The following is a 20,559-nucleotide window of genomic DNA, read 5'->3' on the forward strand; positions in this document are numbered from 1 at the left end:
GATCCCTATCACTGTGTGCCAGGAGTTACTTACAGTGCCGCTTCGTCAGATTCGCCGGTACGGATGCGAATGACGCGCTGCAATTCGGCAACGAAAATTTTGCCGTCGCCAATTTTGCCGGTGTAGGCCGCTTTGCTAATGACATCAATAACTTCATCAAGCTGGTCATCAGCAATCGCGACATCAATTTTTACTTTTGGCAGGAAGTTAACGCTGTATTCTGCCCCGCGGTAAAGCTCGGCATGACCCTTCTGACGACCAAAGCCTTTCACTTCGGTGACAGTCAGTCCCTGAATACCCATGGAAGACAATGCTTCACGCACGTCTTCGAGTTTGAATGGTTTGATTACAACCGTAACCAGCTTCATAGATCCCCTCCAGTCAGAATTCGGTAATGGCCGCCGCTAATACGCAGAAGACATTGCAAGGGGTGTGCCAGAAATGAAAACCTGAGGGAAACGCGCTGCAATGAGCATTACACGAGCATGTTTAACGAACCGGTGAAAAAAAACGCACCATGACAGTGCACGGTGCGTTTCAGTTTTGCACCAACAGTAATGACTGTTAGCGCGCTGCCTTGTTTTGGTGCATCAGGCGCTGAGGGACTCGTCCTCGCGCACACTGGCGGCCAGCTCTTCACCGGCCAGCTGCAGCTGATACATCTGCCAGTAGCGCCCTTTTGCTTCGAGCAGCTCCCGGTGCGTACCGCGTTCGACGGCCTGACCGCGATGCAGCACCAGGATGGTGTCTGCGTCGACAATCGTTGAAAGACGGTGTGCGATAACCACCAGCGTCGTGTGGTCACGCACCGCGGCCAGCGCCAGCTGGATAGCCTGCTCAGTACCAGAGTCGATGCTGGCGGTCGCTTCGTCGAGTATCAGCACCTGCGGCGTTTCAATCAGCACCCGCGCCAGGGCCAGAAGCTGCTTTTGTCCCACCGAGAGGTTATTCCCCTGCTCACCAAGCCGGGTATTGATCCCATCGCTAAAGCCGCGCGCCAGCTCTGCCAGCTGCACGGTTTCCAGCACATCCCACACCTGTTGCTGGGTATAGTCCCGACCGAGAGTGACGTTGGCGTAAAAGGTATCGGCCATGACTACCGGGTCTTGCTGCACCATTGCAACGCCTTTGCGCAACACATTGTGGCTCAGTGATGCGAGCGGACGACCATCAATGCGGATTTCACCCTGACTGACCGGGTAATAGCCCATCAACAGGCTGGCGAGGGTACTTTTGCCGCTACCGGTGTGCCCCACCAGCGCCACAAAGCCGCGCGACGGCACATCAAGAGAGATGTCCTGCAACACCAGACGGTCTTCACGGTAAGCAAACGAGACCTTATCAAACGTAATCTCTCCGCTTTGCAAAGGACGCTCATCATCGCCGTAGGTCTGACGTGGCCGGTCCATCAGTTCGAACACGCGCTCCCCCGCCACCACGGCCTGTTGCAACATAGATTGCTGGGTGGTGAGTTCTATCAACGGTTCATTAAGGCGTCCCAGATAGCTGATAAAAGCGTACAGAACCCCAACTTCAATTGTTCCGTTCGCGCTCATCCCGAAAAGCATCAGCAGGCCACAGAGAACCAGCGCCGAGAAGAGGCTCAGCAGTGGACGTAGCAGGAAACCGTCCAGTCGCAGCGTCTGCATACGCGCCATATAGTGCGACCGGCTGGCTTCCCCCATGCGTTCACCAAAGCGAGCCTGCTGGCGGAACTGCTGAATGACGCTCATGCCGTTGATCACTTCGTTGAAGCCATCGTTGATATCGGCCAGATAGGCGCGCACCCGACGCACAATCGGCGTGCTGTAGCGTTGATAGATGACCATTACAATCAATACGGCCGGGAAGATGGTGATCGCCACCAGAGCCATACGCCAGTTGAGGCTGAACATCGCCACCAGCATGGCGCCAATCAGCGCCGCGCTGCGCAGCACGGTTGCCACGACGGTGACATACAGATCGCGGATCACCTCGGTATCGTTGGTCACCCGGGATATCACCTGCCCAACCGGCTGGGTATCAAACTCGCTCAACGGCTGGCGCAGTGCCGCATCCATCACATCCGTACGTAACTTCTGCACCACGCCCACGGCCGCCCGGTTAAAGAGCAGAGACTGGGCGTAATGCAGTGACGCCGCAGTCAGCTGTAGCCCAACGTAGGCCACACCTAACCCCGCGACGAGCCCCAGCGGCAAATAGCTTTTCGCCACCATATTGTCGATAAAGTAGCTGATAAGCAGCGGACCGCTCACTTCTGCAATCGCGGCAATCCACAGCAACAGTACGGCAAGCGAAAGCGGTTTTCGCCACGGAGAACCATAGGCCAGCAGGCGTTTTAGCGTCGGCCACTGCGTCACGGTCTTACGCATTAGCGTTCTCCTCATCCTGTTCCGGGGCGTCGTCCAGCGCCGCTTCAAGCTGCTGATAACGATACATATCGCGATACCAGCCCGGTTGCTCCGCAAGCTGTTCATGCTGTCCGCGCTGGGCAATGTGCCCGTGCTGTAATACCAGAATTTCATTGGCTTCCGTCAGCGCCGACAACCGGTGTGCACTGATGATCACCGTCCTTCCATCCCCCCACTGTCGCAGGTTATGCAGGATCTGGTGCTCGGTGCGGCCATCGACGGCGGAGAGCGCATCATCAAGGATCAGGATTTCGGCATTCAGCAGCAGCGCGCGGGCAATCGAGAGACGCTGTTTTTGCCCGCCGGAAAGCATAACGCCACGCTCACCCACTTCCGTTTCATAGCCCTGTGGCAGACGCAGAATATCGTCATGGACGCTGGCCAGGCGCGCGACGTGCTCAATCTCTTCCTGAGTCGCCGCTGGGCGTCCGAGGGCAATGTTATTCGCCACGGTGTCAGAAAAGAGAAACGGCGTCTGGCTGACCACCGCCAGACGACCGCGCCAGTCATCGAGCAGCAGGTTCGTCAACGGAATATCATGGAAGCGAATATCGCCCTGCGTGACGTCAAAGTGACGTTGAATCAGGGAGAGTACGGTACTTTTCCCGGCGCCTGTCGGACCGCAGATACCGAGCATCTGACCCGGTTTGAGCGTAAAGCTGACGTTCTCCAGTACCGTATGTTCCGTTTGCGGATACACAAACTTACGGACGTCGACATTCATCACGCCGCGCCCTTCCGGTACCGATTCGCTACCGTCATTCACCACTGGCGCTTCGGCAAGCATCGCGCGAATACGGCTGTAGGCGGCGCTGCCGCGCTCTACGATGTTAAACATCCAGGCCAGTGCCAGCATCGGCCATATCATCAGCCCCAGGTACATGGCAAAGCTGGTCAATTGCCCGAGGGTTAGCGAGCCCTGCACCACCATCCAGCTCCCGCCACCAATGGCCAGCAGGTTTGCCATGCCAATCGCGACATAGATTGTCGGGTCAAACCGCGCATCGATACGCGCAACGCGCATGTTCTTCGCCCCCGTGTCGGCGGCATCGGCTGCAAACAGCGCGGATTGTCGATCTTCCAGGCCAAACGCTTTGATCATGCGGATGCTGGTCATGCTCTCCTGCGTACGGTCATTCAGCGAGGAAAACGCCGCCTGCGCCAGCTTGAAGCGCTCATGAAGCTGTTCGCCATAGCGGTTGATCGCCAGCGCCATCAGCGGCATAGGCAGCAACGCCAGCAGCGTGAGCTGCCAGCTTATCTGGGTGGACATCACAATCAGAACCGCACAGCCCATCACCAGAGAGTCCACCAGCGTTAACACCCCTTCCCCGGCGGCAAACACGACGCGGTCAACGTCATTGGTGGCGCGAGCGATAAGATCCCCGGTGCGATGACGCAGGTAGAACTCGGGATGCTGGCGGCTCAGCTGACGATAAAAATCTTCACGCAGTTCGACGGCCAGCTGATAGGACGCGCCAAACAGCAGTACCCGCCAGACGTAGCGCAGCAGATAGACAATGATGGCCGTCAGCACCAGCGTGCCGACCCACATCAACACCCGTGCGGTGGTGTAATGCTGTTCTGTAACGCCATCCACAACGTATCCCACCACTTTTGGTGGAATTAACTGCAGGATGGCAATGATAATAAGCAGGGCCACAGCGCCGAGGTAGCGTTGCCACTCCCGACGAAAGTACCAGCTTAATTGGGCAAATAATCGCACGCGGTTTGTTCCTGAAGGTATGGATCCGGCTACGCCGGGAAGTTATTCAATTAATCAATGGGTAGTGCTGTGGTGTATTTAATCTGTTCCATGGCGAAGCTCGAGGTGACGTCCGACAAGCCCGGTACGCTGTTCACCAGCCGCTTGTAAAAATCATCATAACGCTTCATGTCTGCCACCTGGACGCGCATCAGATAGTCATACTCTCCCGCCATGCGCCAGAAACCGAGCACCTCCGGCATCTCGGAGACCTGTGTTACGAAGCGGCTGTACCACTCGCTGCTGTGATGTTGGGTTTTTATCAGGACAAATGCCGTCAACCCAAGCCCCAGTTTTTCGGGATCTAAAAGCGCGACTCGCCCCAGAAGGATGCCGTCATCTTCAAGCTTCTTGAGGCGCTTCCAGCACGGCGTGGTGGTCAGATTAACGGCATCTGCCAGTGCCTGCAAAGAGAGGGTACAGTCATTTTGCAGTAAAGAAAGCAGCTTACGGTCTATTTTATCTAGCATACCCACCTCACAGAGAAAAATTTTCTCCCTTCATTCTATTTTAAAGGCCATATAGCAACAATTTTTTCTGTGCTTTTCGCTATGCTGGGCACAAAATGACAAACGGATAAATACGATGAATAGCGCCTGGGTTAAACATGCCATCAGCGAAATCAATGCCGACTATCAGCGCTCGGCGGACACCCATCTCATTCGCCTGGCTCTGCCGGGTTTTGCTGGCATCCAGCTGTACCTGAAAGATGAAAGCACCCATCCCACCGGTAGCCTGAAGCATCGCCTGGCGCGTTCGCTCTTTTTATACGGTTTGTGTAACGGCTGGATTAAGAAGGGAACCACGATTATTGAATCCTCCTCCGGTTCAACCGCCGTATCCGAAGCCTACTTTGCCCGCCTGCTGGGCCTGCCGTTTATCGCCGTGATGCCCTCCTGCACCGCGAAACGAAAAATTGAGCAGATCGAATTTTACGGTGGACGCTGCCACTTTGTGGAAAGCGCCTGCGAAATTTACGCCGCGTCTGAAATGCTGGCCCGTGAGCTGAATGGCCACTATATGGACCAGTTCACCTTTGCGGAGCGAGCCACAGACTGGCGCGGCAATAACAACATCGCCGACAGTATTTTCCGCCAGATGACCCACGAACCTCACCCTGTTCCGTCGTACATCGTGATGAGCGCCGGTACTGGCGGCACCTCAGCCACCCTGGGGCGTTACATCCGCTGTCAGGGCTATGATACGCAGCTGATGGTGGTGGATCCGCAGAACTCGGTGTTCCTGGACTACTGGCAAAGCCGCAATGCGGATCTGCGCAGCCCGGTGGGCAGTAAGATTGAAGGTATTGGCCGCCCGCGCGTGGAGCCTTCATTCATTCCGGACGTGGTGGATGAGATGCTCCGCGTGCCGGATGCCGCCAGCGTGGCAACGGCGCACTGGCTGGAGACACAGATTGGCCGTAAAGTCGGTGCATCTACCGGCACCAACATGTGGGGAGCCCTGCAGCTTGCGGCTCGCATGCGTGAAGAGGGGCGCACCGGCTCTATCGTCACCCTGCTCTGCGACAGCGGCGAGCGCTATCTTGAGACCTATTACAATGCGCAGTGGGTTCAGGCAAACATCGGCGATATTGAGCCATGGAAAGCGCAGATTACGCAGCTGGTGAAATAAAAAAAAGCCAGACCGGGGTCTGGCTTGCTGGAAGGGTCTCACTATTCGGGGGAATATGGGAGGTTGTTGTTGTCCAGCCAATGCGTCAAAAAATGAGACACTGCTTCGTTACCGCAGTGTCCGATAACCGGTAGATGGGGAAGCTCTGCCTTCAACTGCGGCATCGCATTTCCCATGATCAGACCGCGACCAACGCTGCCCAGCATTTCGCGGTCGTTCATGGCGTCGCCAAACGCCATACATTCCTGCATCGTTAAGCCCAGGTGATCGCTCAGTACCGCCAGCGCCGATCCTTTATTACACCCAACCGGCAAAACCTCGAGACAGTCCACCGCTGAAAAGGTCAGGTGCGCCCGGTCGCCTAACGCGTCATTCAGCTGAATGCGTAAGCGACAAAGATCGTCATGATCGCCGCAGAAACAGATCTTCGTCACTGCGTGAGCCGGAATACGGCGCAGATCGATAAGCTGATAGCGGAAACCACTGTAGACATGGGCGTGCAGCAATGCCGGAATGTCATGCCCGGTAAACCAGCCGTTATCGTTAAAGACATGAACGCTGGCCCGGGTGTCCCAGGTGCTGTGCAATACGATATCTGCCACTTCCGGGTTGAGATCCTGACGGTGGAGAACATCGCCTTCGACAGAGTGAATGCGCGTCCCATTGCCGGTAATAAGAAAAGCATCCAGGGAAAACGCCCCCAGCAAATGGCGCATCTCCAGCACATGACGGCCGGTGGCAAACGTCAGGGTGACATCACGTTCGTGCAGGCGCTTCAGGGTACTCAGGGTTTTCTCACCCAGACGGTGATCCGGCATTAACAACGTACCGTCCATATCAAACGCAGCGAGACGAGCCATGATTACTCCTGAAATGTGATGCGGTTAACTTGTGCATCAGTATTGCGTGAGATATACGGAAGTAATAGTGAATAGATGATAATTATTGTTCAGGGTTTCTCATGCGCCAGCTTAACCGACTCAACCAGTACCACCGTTTGTGGCAGCCTTCCGCTGGCGCGACGCAGCAGGCCACCATCAGCGAGCTGGCCGCCCGCTGTTTTTGCAGCGAACGGCATGTCCGTACGTTACTGCGTCAGGCGCAGGAGGCGGGCTGGCTTAGCTGGCGAGCGCAGTCTGGCCGCGGTAAGCGTGGGGAGCTGACTTTCCACGTCACCCCGGAGTCACTTCGCAATGCGATGATGGAAGAGGCGCTGAAGCGTGGGCAGCAGCATAACGCGCTTGAGCTGGCCCAGCTGGCACCGGAGGAGCTGCGGTCACTGCTTCATCCGTTTTTAGGCGGCCAGTGGCAAAACGATACGCCGACGCTGCGCATTCCCTATTACCGCTCGCTGGATCCACTGCATCCCGGCTTTTTACCCGGTCGGGCGGAACAGCATCTGGCAGGACAGGTCTTTTCCGGGCTGACGCGTTTTCACGGTAACAGCAGCGAACCGACGGGCGATCTTGCCCATCACTGGGACGTGTCGGAGGACGGGCTGCGCTGGCATTTTTATATTCGCTCCACGCTTCACTGGCATAACGGTGATAAAGTCGAAACGGTCCAGCTACAGGAGAGTCTGAATGCGATGTTGACGCTCCCGGCCATGCACAGGCTTTTTCAGAGCGTGCTGCGCATTGAAGTTACCCATCCGCAGTGTCTGACGTTTATTTTACACAAGCCCGACTACTGGCTGGCGCATCGGCTGGCAACCTATTGCAGCCGTGTGGCGCACCCGGCACAACCGATGACAGGCAGCGGACCTTTCAGGCTCACCGCGTATAAGCCGGACCTGGTTCGTCTGGAAAGCCATGAGCAGTATCACCTTAACCACCCGCTACTGAAGGCCATCGAGTTCTGGATCACCCCTCAGCTATTTGATCAGGGTCTTGGAACCAGCTGCCGGCATCCGGTACAAATCGCCATCGGGGAGCCTGACGAACTGACCCGTTTGCGGCTGGTGAGTAACAGCATCAGCCTGGGGTTTTGCTACCTCACGCTGAAGCGCAGCCCGCGTCTTAGCGAAATGCAGGCAAGACGCCTTATCAACATCATTCATCTCTCAACGCTTCTGCATACTCTTCCTCTGGATGAGGGGCTTATCACCCCAACGCAGGAGTTGCTGCCGGGCTGGCGTATTCCTGAGTGGCCGGATCTCACGGATGTCCCTTTGCCTGAGACGCTGACCCTGATTTACCATCTGCCCGTCGAGTTACATACCATGGCGAGTCAGCTAAAAGCGTATCTTTCCCGCCAGGGCTGCGCGTTAACGGTCATCTTTCACGATGCCAAAACGTGGGACGGATGTCAGCATCTTGCCGACGCGGACCTCATGATGGGAGACAGGCTGATTGGCGAAGCACCGGAATACACCCTTGAGCAGTGGCTTCGCTGCGATGCGCTATGGCCGCACCTGCTGAGCGCGCCGCAACATGCCCATCTGCAGGCGACACTGGATGCCGTTCAGACTCAGGCTGACGAGCATGCCCGGCATCGCGGGCTGAAAGCTATTTTTACCCAACTCATGGAGAGCGCGGTGCTGACGCCGTTGTTTAACTACCAGTACCAAATCAGCGCGCCCCCGGGAGTCAATGGCATACGGCTTAACACCCGCGGCTGGTTCGATTTCACCGAAGCCTGGCTCCCGGCCCCCAAATCGTGAAGAAGCTGGTCGTCGCCGTAGTCAGACGGTAACATGATGTTTTTACCGTAACTGTCGAGATGATTTATGAAACGTGCCGTCGTCGTGTTCAGCGGAGGACAAGATTCCACTACCTGCCTGGTTCAGGCGCTTCATCAGTACGATGAGGTTCACTGTGTCACTTTCGATTATGGTCAGCGACATCGCGCTGAAATCGACGTCGCCCGTGAACTGGCGCTGAAACTGGGCGCGCGCGCGCATAAGGTGCTGGACGTTACGCTGTTAAATGAACTGGCCGTCAGTAGCCTCACCCGCGACAGTATTCCCGTTCCTGACTATGAACCTGATGCCAGCGGCATTCCGAACACCTTTGTGCCAGGCCGCAATATTCTCTTCCTGACGCTGACGGCGATCTACGCCTACCAGGTGAAAGCCGAAGCGGTGATCACGGGCGTGTGTGAAACCGACTTCTCCGGGTACCCTGACTGCCGTGACGAGTTCGTGAAGGCTCTCAACCACGCCGTGAATCTGGGGATGGCAAAAGAGACGCGCTTTGAAACGCCACTGATGTGGCTTGATAAAGCGGAAACCTGGGCACTGGCAGACTACTGGGGCAAACTGGACATGGTTCGCAGCGAAACCCTTACCTGCTACAACGGCATTAAAGGTGATGGCTGTGGCCAGTGTGCGGCCTGTAATCTGCGCGCAAACGGACTGAATCACTATCTGGCCGATAAAGCGGGCGTGATGTCGGCGATGAAGAAAAAAACCGGGCTCAAATAAGCCTCTTTGACCGTGCTGGCGAACAGAATATCGACAGCACGGGTCATGAACACAACGCGTCTAGACGATCATCAACTGCAGTTTTTCCCGCAACTCCCCTTCCAGCGGCAACGCTTTCTGGGTTTTCAGATCGATACAGACAAAGGTGATCAGCGCGTCGGCAACGGCCTGGCCTTCAGGATCCAGCGTCACCGCCTGGGTTAACACGCCGCTCTTGCCGTTTAACTGTTGAAGCTGGCTGGTGATGGTCAGCACATCTCCCAGCACGGCCGGACGACGGTAGTTGATATTGATGTTGACGACCACGAACGCGATGTTGTGCGCGGTCATCCACTGAAAGCTTTCGCTGCTTTCCAGACCGTCCCAGCGCGCTTCTTCAAGAAACTCAAGATAACGGGCGTTGTTGACGTGCTGGTAAACATCGATGTGGTACCCGCGTACTTTGATTTTTGTCTGCATAGCGCAATAGCCTTTACTGTTGTTATAGGATAAGAGGTCATGACTGGTATGACCTCTTTATCCTGGCAAAATTTTGCCGCCGTGCAAATAATTATGTGATTACAACGTCAGGTGTGAGAGGTTGCGCTCAACCAGCGCTCCGCCCATACCGGGTACTTGCTTAAGATCGTCAACCGTTTTGAAAGGACCGTACTCTTCGCGATAGCTGACTATCGCCTGCGCTTTTTTTAGCCCTACGCCATTCATTACCCGGGCGAGATCCTCTGCCGATGCCGAATTGATACTGACTCGCGTACCGTCATCATCCGCGCTTTTTCCGGCATCCGTGGCTTTCGTCTGGCCAGCTGCGGGTGCCGCTGCGTCAGGCCTGGTTTGCACCGCCGGTGTTTTCGCCGCAGGTGTCGTCGCCAGCGCGCCTGCGCTCATCCCGGTGGTGGCAATCGCCAGAGTAATGAACAGAGCCTTGATTCCACATTTCATGCTGTTATCTCCTTGTTTGTTGACAGCCAGGCCACAATATCCAGCGTTATAACCCGGCACAAACGGCAGATTGCAGAAATGGAAAAGGCCGCGAAAGCGGCCTTTAGTTATTGCAGAGCGTTACGAAAATATGCGAGCAAATACGTAATTATTGCTGCTGAGTCATCACGTCACCGAGCTTGATTTTGGCTTCTGTGCGCAGGTTGCTCATCATCGCTTCGAAAGCAATCTGAGCATTGTTCTGGGTAATACCCTGCACCATCGCTTTCTTCTGCTCTTCAGGCATCGTGCCTGCTTTCACGTCGTCCAGTGCGAGCAGAACGACGTTACCCTGCATATCGGTAGTGGTACCGAAGCTTGGTTTGTCCTTCGCAGGCAGGCTCAGACCGAACGCTGCCTGACTGACAGGATCCTGACCGGTACGGCTCAGCGTTTTTGGCTCACCGAAGCTCAGACCTGCCGCTTTCAGCGCATCCTGTTTACCCGCTTTCAGGTCAACCAGAATCTTCTCAGCATCCAGTTTTGCCTGCTGTTCCGCTTTGTTGTGCTTAACCTGAGCAACCACCTGATCTTTCACTTCTGCCAGCGGTTTAATCGCTTCTGGTTTGTGCTCGCTGACGCGAAGAACAAACGCACGATCGCCGTCGACGGTAATGATGTCAGAGTTGCTGCCCGGCGTGCCGTTCTCGCCAACCAGACCACCGTTGAAGATGGCATCAGCAACCGGTTTGAAATTCAGCTCTTCCGGCAGGTTGTTACGACCGAACCAGCCGGTCTCAACCGCTTTCACCCCTGCAGCCTGCTCAGCACCCGCCAGAGATTCGTTGTCGTTGCTGGCAGCATCACTGACTTTCTGTTGCAGCGCGTAGTAAGCATCCAGCGCTTTTTCCTGCTTCACTTTCGCTGCGATATCATCGCGAACGTCAGCCAGCGGCTTGGTTTTCGCGGCCTCGATGTCATCCAGACGCGCCACCAGGAAACCAACGGAAGATTTAATGACACCCGAAAGCTGGCCTTTATCTTTCAGACCGGCATTTTTCAGTTCGTCAGGCGTGGTGCTCTCTTCCAGCCAGCCCATATCACCGCCGTTTTTAGCAGAGATAATATCGGTGGATTTTGCTTTCGCGAGGGAGGCGAAATCAGCGCCCTTATTCAGCTCATTCAGCACGGCTTTGGCGTCTGCCTCAGTTTTGGTCTGGATCACGCTGTAGCGGTTACGCTGCGGCTGAGTGAACTGATCCTGATGCTGATCGTAATAAGACTGAATTTCGGCGTCAGAGGCTGTTTCCTGCAGCGCGGCAGCATCCAGCTTGATATAGCTCACACGGAACTGTTCTGGAGCAACGAAGTTATTCTTGTTCTGCTCGTAATAGGCGTTAATGTCCGCGTCGCTAACCTGCTGCTTCGCCGCCAGAGCATTCACATCGATGGTCGCTTCACGTACCACGCGCTGCTGTGCAACCAGGGCTGCCAGCTCTTCCGTCTCACCTTTGAGCATGAAATCAGTGCCAACGACGGCATTGATGAGCTGTTGGGTTGTCAGTTGATTACGCAGAGCCTGAGCGTATTGATCGGCAGTCATGCCCATCTGATTAATGATGCCGTTGTAACGCGCATTGTCGAATTTGCCGTTAGACTGGAAAGCCTGAGTCGATAAGATGGCTTTTTTAACCTGCTCATCGCTGATGCCCAGGCCCAGTTTTTTCGCGTATTGATCGAGCAGCGCTTCGTCGATCAGACGGTTCAGGGTCTGTTGGCGCAGGGATTTCATATACCCTTCGTTTGCCGCGAGTTCAGAGAATTGGTCGCCCAGCTGTTGCTGCATACGGTTACGTTCGCCGGCAAAAGCATTCTCGAACTGACCACGGCTGATCTCCTGGCCATTCACTTTTGCGGCATAGTTCGCGCCACCGCCGATAAGGTAACTGCTCACGCCGGTCAATATGAACGACACGATAATGATACCGAAAATAATCTTGAGCACGAGACTGTTAGCAGCCGTGCGTAAGCTGTCCATCATGGTGTAACAACACTCCGCTGTAGGTGACTGGTTACCTGACGCTAACGGAAAATCCTGCCCGTCGCGCGTAAAGGCGTATTGTGACAAGAAAACGGTGCGATTGTCAGCCCACAACTCGCATAAACTCGCACAAATCAGGCCTGGACAAACAAAAAAGGCACATCAAATGATGCGCCCTTGTACTATTCGGCTTCCCTGAGATGGGAAAGCAATCAGTTTACTGCGTCTTTCAGCGCTTTACCTGCACGGAAACCCGGCACTTTAGCGGCAGCAATGGTGATCTCTTTACCGGTCTGAGGGTTGCGGCCAGTACGGGCAGCACGCTCTTTAACAGCAAAAGTACCGAAGCCTACCAGTGCAACGTCGTCCCCAGCCTGCAGAGATTCAGTAACAGAAGCAATTAATGCATCTAACGCACGTCCAGCTGCAGCTTTAGAAATATCAGCACCAGCAGCAATTTTGTCAATCAGTTGAGATTTATTCACTGTTCTCTTCCTCTCTTTATAATTTATATCGCGCCTGAATCCTTCACAACGCGACCGCGCAGCAGTTATATCAGGCCTGCCATGACCTTACAACACCCGTTGTTGATGGCTGGCCTAATCAGCAATCTAAATTAGCTATACAAAAAAAGGCTGGCAAGTGCGAAATGACTTACCAGCCTTACTTTTATTGACGCTCTTTGCGCGAGGTCACTATTTTGCGGTTACAACCTGCATTCCGGAAGGTTCATTCTGCAGGGCGAGAGTCAGAACTTCCTCAATTCGCTTCACAGGATGAATCTGCAGATCGGCAATCACGTTGTCCGGAATCTCTTCCAGATCGCGTTTATTTTCGTAAGGGATCAATACGGTTTTGATCCCACCACGGTGTGCCGCCAGCAGTTTTTCTTTTAACCCACCGATTGGCAGCACCTGGCCACGCAACGTGATCTCACCGGTCATTGCCACATCGGCACGCACCGGGTTGCCGGTAAGGCAGGATACCAGTGCGGTACACATGGCAATACCTGCGCTTGGGCCATCTTTCGGCGTTGCCCCTTCAGGCACGTGCACGTGGATATCGCGTTTCTCGTAGAAATCAGGGTTGATGCCCAATTTCTCCGCACGCGCGCGTACCACTGTCAGCGCGGCCTGAATCGACTCCTGCATCACTTCACCCAGAGAGCCGGTGTAGGTCAGCTTGCCTTTACCCGGGACACAGGCGGTTTCAATGGTCAGCAGATCGCCACCCACTTCCGTCCATGCCAGACCGGTGACCTGGCCCACGCGGTTTTCATTGTCCGCGCGACCATAGTCAAAGCGCTGAACGCCCAGATAGGCATGCAGGTTGTCGCCATTGATCACGATGTGTTTCAGGCTCTTATCCAGCAGCAGCTGTTTAACCGCCTTACGGCACAGTTTCGAGATTTCGCGCTCAAGGCTACGCACGCCCGCTTCACGGGTGTAGTAGCGGATGATGCCAATAATCGCGCTGTCCTCAACGGTCAGCTCGTTGGCTTTCAGCGCGTTACGCTCAATCTGCTTCGGCAGCAGGTGCCGTTTCGCAATGTTCAGTTTTTCGTCTTCGGTATAACCGGAGAGACGAATCACTTCCATACGGTCAAGCAGCGGCGCCGGAATGTTCATGGAGTTCGAGGTCGCGACAAACATGACATCGCTCAGGTCGTAATCCACTTCGAGGTAGTGATCGCTGAACGCCACGTTCTGTTCTGGATCAAGAACTTCCAGCAAAGCAGACGCCGGATCGCCACGCATGTCCGAAGACATTTTGTCGATCTCATCGAGCAGGAACAGCGGGTTTTTAACGCCCACTTTCGCCATCTTCTGGATCAGTTTACCCGGCATAGAACCGATGTAGGTACGACGGTGACCGCGGATCTCCGCTTCATCGCGTACGCCACCCAGCGCCATACGGATATACTTACGTCCGGTCGCTTTGGCGATGGACTGACCCAGAGAGGTTTTCCCTACCCCCGGTGGTCCCACCAGGCACAGAATCGGGCCTTTGATTTTGTTCACACGGCTCTGGACTGCGAGGTACTCAAGAATGCGGTCTTTCACGCGCTCAAGGCCGTAGTGGTCGGTATCCAGGATCTCCTGCGCCTGACGCAGGTCTTTTTTGACCTTGCTGCGGGCATTCCAGGGAACCTGAACCATCCATTCGATATAGCCACGCACGACGGTCGCTTCAGCCGACATTGGAGACATCATTTTCAGCTTCTGCAGTTCTGCTTCGGCTTTCTCTTTGGCCTCTTTCGGCATTTTCGCCGCGTCGATCTTACGCTTCAGTGCTTCGTTTTCGTCCGGCGCATCATCCATCTCGCCGAGCTCTTTCTGAATGGCTTTCATTTGCTCATTCAGATAGTACTCACGCTGAGATTTCTCCATCTGCTTTTTAACGCGGTTACGAATACGCTTCTCAACCTGCAGCAGATCGATTTCAGACTCCATCATCGCCATCAGATATTCCAGACGTTCGTTAACGTCGGACATCTCCAGCACGGACTGTTTGTCAGCCAGCTTCAGCGGCATGTGTGCAGCGATGGTGTCCGCCAGACGCGCAGGATCGTCGATGCTGTTCAGCGACGTCAGCACTTCTGGTGGGATTTTCTTGTTCAGCTTGATATAGCCTTCAAACTGGCTAATCGCGGTGCGCACCAGCACTTCCTGCTCGCGCTCATCCAGCTGAGGTGATTCGAGGTACTCTGCCTTGGCAGAGAAATGCTCGCCATCGTCAGACAGGGTGGTAATACGCGCACGCTGCAAGCCTTCTACCAGCACCTTAACGGTGCCGTCAGGCAGCTTCAGCATCTGCAAAATAGAGGCCACGGTCCCGACGGTGAAAAGATCGTTTACACCCGGCTCATCCGTTGATGCTTCTTTCTGCGCCACCAGCATGATTTTTTTATCATGATCCATGGCGGCTTCGAGGCAACGGATAGATTTTTCCCGCCCTACAAATAAGGGTATGACCATGTGCGGATAAACCACCACATCGCGCAACGGCAATACGGGGATTTCAATGCGTTCAGAACGCTCAGGATTCATAGAGCTCTCTCTTAGTTTAGTGTCCGCCAGGTAAACTGGTCATGTCACTGTGCTTCACATAACCATTAACATGTATCCAGTATATGGGGATGTTTCCCACACATTCAACGCCGCGTATACGGAAAAATAAAAGGGGAGATAAAATCCCCCCTTTTTGATTAACTGCTTGTATGATTTGGTGAATTATTCGCCAGATGCCTGTTGCGCTTCCGGCTTGCCATAAATCAGCAATGGCTTGGTCTGGCCGCTAATGACCGACTCATCAATCACCACTTTCTCAACATCTTCCATCGACGGCAGATCGTACATGGTGTCAAGCAGCGCCGCTTCCACGATAGAACGCAGGCCACGCGCACCGGTTTTACGGATCATCGCTTTCTTGGCAATCGCGTCCAGCGCTTCGTCACGGAATTCCAGCTCAACGCCTTCCAGATTGAACAGCGCCTGATACTGCTTGGTCAGCGCATTTTTCGGCTCTTTCAGGATCTGGATCAGCGCGTCTTCACTCAGTTCGTTCAGCGTTGCCACAACAGGCAGACGGCCAATGAACTCAGGAATCAGACCAAACTTGATCAAGTCTTCTGGCTCAACCTGTGACAGCAACTCGCCTTCGTTCGGCTTTTCGGACGAGGCTTTCACCGTCGCGCCAAAACCAATGCCGGAGCCGGTTTCAACACGGTGAGAGATCACTTTATCCAGACCGGCAAACGCACCACCACAGATGAACAGGATCTTGGACGTATCAACCTGCAGGAACTCCTGCTGAGGATGTTTACGGCCACCCTGCGGTGGAACGGCTGCAACCGTACCTTCAATCAGCTTCAGCAGCGCCTGCTGCACGCCCTCACCCGAAACGTCACGGGTAATGGACGGGTTGTCAGATTTACGGGAGATCTTGTCGATCTCATCGATATAAACAATCCCGCGCTGCGCTTTCTGTACATCGTAATCGCATTTCTGCAGCAGTTTCTGGATGATGTTTTCTACGTCCTCACCCACATAACCGGCTTCGGTCAGGGTGGTGGCATCGGCCATTGTGAACGGAACATCCAGCAGACGCGCCAGCGTTTCAGCCAGCAGCGTTTTACCGGAACCGGTTGGACCGATCAGCAGAATATTACTTTTACCCAGTTCTACGCCATTGCTGGTATCACCGTTACGCAGGCGTTTGTAGTGGTTGTATACCGCCACGGCGAGCACTTTTTTCGCCTGCTCCTGACCGATGACATAGTCGTCAAGATGATGACGAATTTCATGCGGCGTTGGCAGCGCGCTGCGCTCGCGGTGAGGTGCTACTTCTTTAATCTCTTCGCGAATAATGTCGTTACATAAGTCAACACATTCGTCGCAGATATACACGGACGGCCCGGCAATCAGTTTACGCACTTCATGCTGGCTTTTGCCGCAAAAAGAGCAGTACAGCAGTTTGCCCGAACCATCTTTGCGTTTATCTGTCATGAGTCCAAACCTCTTTTTAAGTTCTTTGTGCCGCACATGACGACGCAAATGCCATTTTCAGACGCAAGCTGCTTTTAGCAACATGCCGCCCTACCTGAGTATAGCGGCACACTCGCGTCACGGGCATCAATTACGATGGGTCAAAACGGAGTCGACTAAGCCGTACTCAACAGCCTCAGAGGCAGAGAGGAAACGATCGCGCTCGGTATCGCGCTCGATCTGCTCAAGAGATTGACCCGTATGCTGCGCCATAAGTTCATTCATGCGCGCTTTTACTTTCAGAATTTCGCGGGCGTGGATTTCAATATCCGTCGCCTGCCCCTGATAACCCCCCAGCGGCTGGTGAATCATCACGCGGGAATTTGGCAGGCAGAAACGCTTACCTTTAGCCCCTGCGGTTAACAGGAACGCACCCATAGATGCAGCCTGACCCATACAGATAGTGCTGACATCTGGCTTGATGAATTGCATGGTGTCATAAATGGACATACCTGCCGTGATCACGCCGCCCGGGGAGTTAATGTACAGGTAAATGTCTTTTTCCGGGTTTTCCGCTTCCAGAAACAGCATCTGCGCCACGATCAGGTTAGCCATGTGGTCTTCCACCTGGCCGGTCAAAAAGATAACGCGCTCCTTGAGCAGACGGGAATAGATATCAAAAGAACGCTCACCACGTGAGGTCTGTTCAATAACCATTGGCACCAGAGCCATATGGGGTGCAAAGTTATCTCGTTCGCCACTGTATGACATTTCCGTCTCCTGGATCAAAATTGAAAACACCTGCTGTACTGATTGTAACCTTACGGACGGATTATCAGCCAGTCTCAATCATCGTGATTACACACTTATGGGGTTCATACTGCCCTATTTCAAGCATAACAACCTTTTGTTGTTACGCTAACACTGAAAGGGCGTTTTAGCACTCTTCCTGGGGTAAAGCCGTGATAAAAAAAACCCGTCGCCGGAAGGCAACGGGTTTTTTGTTCAAACTTTAAACCCTGGGGGCGAAATTACGCCTGCTGGTTCATCAGTTCGTTGAAAGAGGTCGCTTTTTCGGTCACTTTCGCTTTCGCCAGTACCGCTTCAACAGCCTGTTCTTCCAGGGCAACATTGCGCATGTTGTCCATCAGCTCTTTGTTCTTACCGTAGAACTCGATCACTTCTGATGGATCTTCGTATGCAGAAGCCATCTCTTCGATCAGGCCTTTCACACGCTCTTCGTCAGCTTTCAGCTCGTGGGTACGAATCACTTCGCCCAGCAGCAGGCCAACAACAACGCGGCGTTTAGCTTGCTCTTCGAACAGCTCGCGTGGCAGTTCCATCGCTTGCTGCTGGTTGCCACCGAAACGCTGTGCAGCCTGACGGCGCAGAACGTCGATTTCGCTGTCAATCAGGGCAGCCGGAACGTCGATTTCGTTCGCTTTTACCAGACCGTCAATAGCCTGAGATTTCACACGGTTACGTACAGCGCCGTTCAGCTCACGTTCCATGTTTTTACGCACTTCGGTACGCAGACCAGCTACAGAACCATCTTCCACGCCGAAACGCTTGATGAATTCTTCAGTCAGTTCAGGCAGTTCGCGCTCTTCAACTTTCTTCAGGTTGATAACGAACTTCGCTGCTTTACCTTTCAGGTTTTCAGCGTGGTACTCTTCCGGGAAGGTCACGTCGATGGTGAACTCTTCGCCCGCTTTGTGACCTTTGATACCGTCTTCGAAGCCTGGGATCATACGACCCTGGCCCATTGCCAGTACGAAGTCAGACGCTTTACCGCCTTCGAACTCTTCGCCGTCTACAGAACCGGTGAAGTCGATGGTCACACGGTCTTCCGCGTCAACAGCACCTTCTTTCTCTTTCCAGTTCGCCTGCTGCTTACGCAGAGTGTCCAGCATGCCGTCAACGTCTTCGTCAGTCACGGAAACAACAGGTTTTTCAACTTCGATAGATTCCAGACCTTTCAGCTCAACTTCCGGGTACACTTCGAACTCTACGGAGTAGGTGAAGTCTTCGCCCTGTTTGTATTCGCCTGGAACGTAATTCGGCGCACCGGCCGGATTAATTTTTTCTTTGATGATCGCATCAATAAAGTTGCGGCTCATCAGTTCACCCAGCACATCCTGACGCACGGAAGCGCCATAACGCTGAGCAACAACATTCATCGGTACTTTGCCCTTACGGAAGCCGTCAATACGTACTTTTTTTGCTACGTTGACCAGCTCGCTTTTCACAGCAGTTTCGATGCTGTCAGCAGCGATAGTAATCGTTACACGGCGGCCAAGGCCTTGAGTGGTTTCAACTGAAACTTGCATCTTGTTACCTCAAAAAAATCACAGTGCTCGGTCAACTCTGAATCTGTCTGTTATACCGGGATGCTCTCTTAGTGCAGATTCACATTCCCTGTCGCCAGAATCATCCCGAAGACATTCATTAAGACGCGGCATTATAGCGGCATCACTTAGGTGAGTCGAGAACGGTTGGGGCATGTTGCTGCGGCTTTTTTCACACTTTAAGGCTATTTTTAGCCTTAAAAACGCACCATCCGCTCAAAACTCAGACAAAACAAAACGGCCCGGAGGCCGTTTTGAGGAAATCTGTATGCAACATACTGGAAAAGCTCCAGCCGTTGCAAATCCGATTTATCAGGCGATGGTGCCTGCGCCGCGACACGGCGGCGATGCAAATACCGTATCCTGCAAGCCTTCCCATTCCTTAATGGTATAGGTGTGCAATGCCAGCGCATGTACGGTTGTGGAGAGTTCTTCCGTCAAGGTGCTGTAGATCAAGCGATGTCGGTTCAGGAAACGTTCTCCCGTGAAGCGATCGCTGACCAGAACCACTTTAAAGTGGCTTTCAGAACCTGCCGGCACGTTATGACGATAGCTTTCGTCGACGACTTCGAGGAACACAGGGTTGAACGCTGCCCTTAATTTATCTTCTATCTGTTCACGTATCATCATGAAATCACTCCTCCGACAACGCCAGGATGTCACCCATCCCTTTAAATATTAGCCGCTTTTACCGTTTCCATTACAACAAGACAACAAATATTTAGCTTTCGTCTTATATTCTCATTCAGACGAATGAAGTTCACTGTGAGACTCATACCTTTTGACCTTCGCGCGTGGAGAAAAAGGCGGGGCTGGTCAGTTTTCGGACAAGGCGATGAATTTACATGCGTTGACCACTTCCCCTGGCCGTTAGCGATGTTATGATGGCGGCAATTTTTCTCTGTAATGCTTACGATTCGTTGAGAACCTGAAAATGTTAAAAAAACTCTTCTTTCCGTTGGTAGCACTTTTTATGCTGGCAGGCTGCGCTACCCCGCCTACAACCATTGATGTCTCCCCTAAGATCACCCTGCCTCAGCAGGATCCTAGCCTGATGGGCGTAACCGTGAGCATTAACGGTGCCGATCAGCGTCAGGATCAAGCCCTGGCTAAAGTGACCCGCGACAACCAGCAGGTGACGTTGACCGCCTCACGCGACCTGCGCTTCCTGCTGCAGGAAGTGCTCGAGAAACAGATGACTTCCCGCGGCTATATGATTGGCCCAAGCGGTGCGGTTGATCTGCAGATCATCGTGAACAACCTGTACGCTGACGTGTCCCAGGGTAACGTTCGCTACAACATCGCCACCAAAGCGGATATCGCCATCATCGCGACCGCGAAGAACGGTAACAAGATGACCAAAAACTACCGTGCGAGCTACTCTGTTGAAGGCGCGTTCCAGGCGTCCAACAAAAATATTGCTAACGCGGTTAACAGCGTGCTGACTGACACCATTTCCGATATGGCGCAGGACACCAGCATCCACGACTTCATCAAGCAAAACGCGCGTTAATCCCGCTTCCTGACCCGGTG

Annotated in this window: 18 protein-coding genes; 4 read left to right on the top strand and 14 right to left on the bottom strand. The window is 53.9% G+C overall.

Annotated elements, in window-relative coordinates; all coding sequences use genetic code 11:
* Positions 1–29 precede the first annotated feature (29 nt).
* From glnK to QLG09_RS19010, 4 genes are all read right to left on the bottom strand, one after another.
* A complete protein-coding gene (glnK, locus tag QLG09_RS18995; protein ID WP_008503304.1) occupies positions 30–368 on the bottom strand; it encodes a P-II family nitrogen regulator in 339 nt (112 codons plus the stop codon).
* Positions 369–590: 222 nt separating this feature from the next.
* Complete coding sequence (locus QLG09_RS19000; protein WP_020885202.1) at positions 591–2,372, bottom strand: SmdB family multidrug efflux ABC transporter permease/ATP-binding protein; 1,782 nt, start codon at positions 2,370–2,372, stop codon at positions 591–593.
* Positions 2,365–4,137: a SmdA family multidrug ABC transporter permease/ATP-binding protein gene (locus QLG09_RS19005; RefSeq protein WP_032681552.1), complete on the bottom strand. Its 1,773-nt coding sequence runs from the start codon at positions 4,135–4,137 to the stop codon at positions 2,365–2,367. The genes QLG09_RS19000 and QLG09_RS19005 overlap by 8 nt, the downstream gene beginning before the upstream one ends.
* Positions 4,138–4,187: 50 nt before the next feature.
* Entirely contained in the window at positions 4,188–4,646 is a 459-nt protein-coding gene (locus QLG09_RS19010; protein ID WP_063156338.1) for an Lrp/AsnC family transcriptional regulator, read from the bottom strand.
* A gap of 115 nt (positions 4,647–4,761) precedes the next feature.
* On the opposite strand from QLG09_RS19010, the gene QLG09_RS19015 reads away from it, so the two are divergent.
* Positions 4,762–5,808, top strand: coding sequence for a PLP-dependent cysteine synthase family protein (locus QLG09_RS19015; protein ID WP_049022865.1), 1,047 nt, complete (start codon positions 4,762–4,764; stop codon positions 5,806–5,808).
* 41 nt (positions 5,809–5,849) lie between these two features.
* Here QLG09_RS19015 and cof read toward each other — a convergent pair whose 3' ends face one another.
* The gene (gene cof / locus QLG09_RS19020; protein ID WP_014168878.1) at positions 5,850–6,668 is read right to left on the bottom strand and encodes an HMP-PP phosphatase; all 819 of its coding nucleotides are present in this window, start codon (positions 6,666–6,668) and stop codon (positions 5,850–5,852) included.
* 101 nt (positions 6,669–6,769) lie between these two features.
* On the opposite strand from cof, the gene QLG09_RS19025 reads away from it, so the two are divergent.
* Both QLG09_RS19025 and queC read left to right on the top strand, forming a co-directional pair.
* Entirely contained in the window at positions 6,770–8,470 is a 1,701-nt protein-coding gene (locus QLG09_RS19025; RefSeq protein WP_063435360.1) for an SgrR family transcriptional regulator, read from the top strand.
* Between the two features lie 66 nt (positions 8,471–8,536).
* A complete protein-coding gene (gene queC, locus QLG09_RS19030) occupies positions 8,537–9,232 on the top strand; it encodes a 7-cyano-7-deazaguanine synthase QueC (protein WP_014168876.1) in 696 nt (231 codons plus the stop codon).
* Between the two features lie 60 nt (positions 9,233–9,292).
* Here the strand turns inward: queC and QLG09_RS19035 are convergent, their stop codons facing one another.
* From QLG09_RS19035 to bolA, 9 genes are all read right to left on the bottom strand, one after another.
* The gene (locus QLG09_RS19035; protein WP_014168875.1) at positions 9,293–9,691 is read right to left on the bottom strand and encodes a YbgC/FadM family acyl-CoA thioesterase; all 399 of its coding nucleotides are present in this window, start codon (positions 9,689–9,691) and stop codon (positions 9,293–9,295) included.
* 99 nt (positions 9,692–9,790) lie between these two features.
* Complete coding sequence (locus QLG09_RS19040; protein ID WP_032681557.1) at positions 9,791–10,171, bottom strand: helix-hairpin-helix domain-containing protein; 381 nt, start codon at positions 10,169–10,171, stop codon at positions 9,791–9,793.
* Between the two features lie 148 nt (positions 10,172–10,319).
* Positions 10,320–12,191, bottom strand: a complete 1,872-nt coding sequence (gene ppiD, locus QLG09_RS19045; protein ID WP_049022572.1) for a peptidylprolyl isomerase — start codon at positions 12,189–12,191, stop codon at positions 10,320–10,322.
* A gap of 212 nt (positions 12,192–12,403) precedes the next feature.
* Positions 12,404–12,676 (bottom strand): nucleoid-associated protein HU-beta, encoded by a 273-nt coding sequence (gene hupB / locus QLG09_RS19050; RefSeq protein WP_002444653.1) that lies wholly within the window; start codon positions 12,674–12,676, stop codon positions 12,404–12,406.
* A gap of 210 nt (positions 12,677–12,886) precedes the next feature.
* Positions 12,887–15,241: an endopeptidase La gene (gene lon / locus QLG09_RS19055; protein WP_014168872.1), complete on the bottom strand. Its 2,355-nt coding sequence runs from the start codon at positions 15,239–15,241 to the stop codon at positions 12,887–12,889.
* 183 nt (positions 15,242–15,424) lie between these two features.
* A complete protein-coding gene (gene clpX, locus QLG09_RS19060; RefSeq protein ID WP_020885209.1) occupies positions 15,425–16,699 on the bottom strand; it encodes an ATP-dependent protease ATP-binding subunit ClpX in 1,275 nt (424 codons plus the stop codon).
* Between the two features lie 126 nt (positions 16,700–16,825).
* Positions 16,826–17,449, bottom strand: coding sequence for an ATP-dependent Clp endopeptidase proteolytic subunit ClpP (gene clpP, locus QLG09_RS19065; protein ID WP_020885210.1), 624 nt, complete (start codon positions 17,447–17,449; stop codon positions 16,826–16,828).
* 260 nt (positions 17,450–17,709) lie between these two features.
* On the bottom strand, positions 17,710–19,008 hold the full coding sequence (gene tig / locus QLG09_RS19070) for a trigger factor (protein ID WP_014168868.1): 1,299 nt from the start codon (positions 19,006–19,008) through the stop codon (positions 17,710–17,712).
* A gap of 330 nt (positions 19,009–19,338) precedes the next feature.
* The gene (bolA, locus tag QLG09_RS19075) at positions 19,339–19,656 is read right to left on the bottom strand and encodes a transcriptional regulator BolA (protein ID WP_013095855.1); all 318 of its coding nucleotides are present in this window, start codon (positions 19,654–19,656) and stop codon (positions 19,339–19,341) included.
* 304 nt (positions 19,657–19,960) lie between these two features.
* On the opposite strand from bolA, the gene QLG09_RS19080 reads away from it, so the two are divergent.
* Positions 19,961–20,539, top strand: coding sequence for a lipoprotein (locus QLG09_RS19080; RefSeq protein WP_049022573.1), 579 nt, complete (start codon positions 19,961–19,963; stop codon positions 20,537–20,539).
* Positions 20,540–20,559: the final 20 nt, after the last annotated feature.

Origin of the sequence: Enterobacter sp. V89_11, from assembly GCF_029967775.1 — a bacterium.
Taxonomy (GTDB): Bacteria; Pseudomonadota; Gammaproteobacteria; order Enterobacterales; family Enterobacteriaceae; genus Enterobacter; species Enterobacter ludwigii.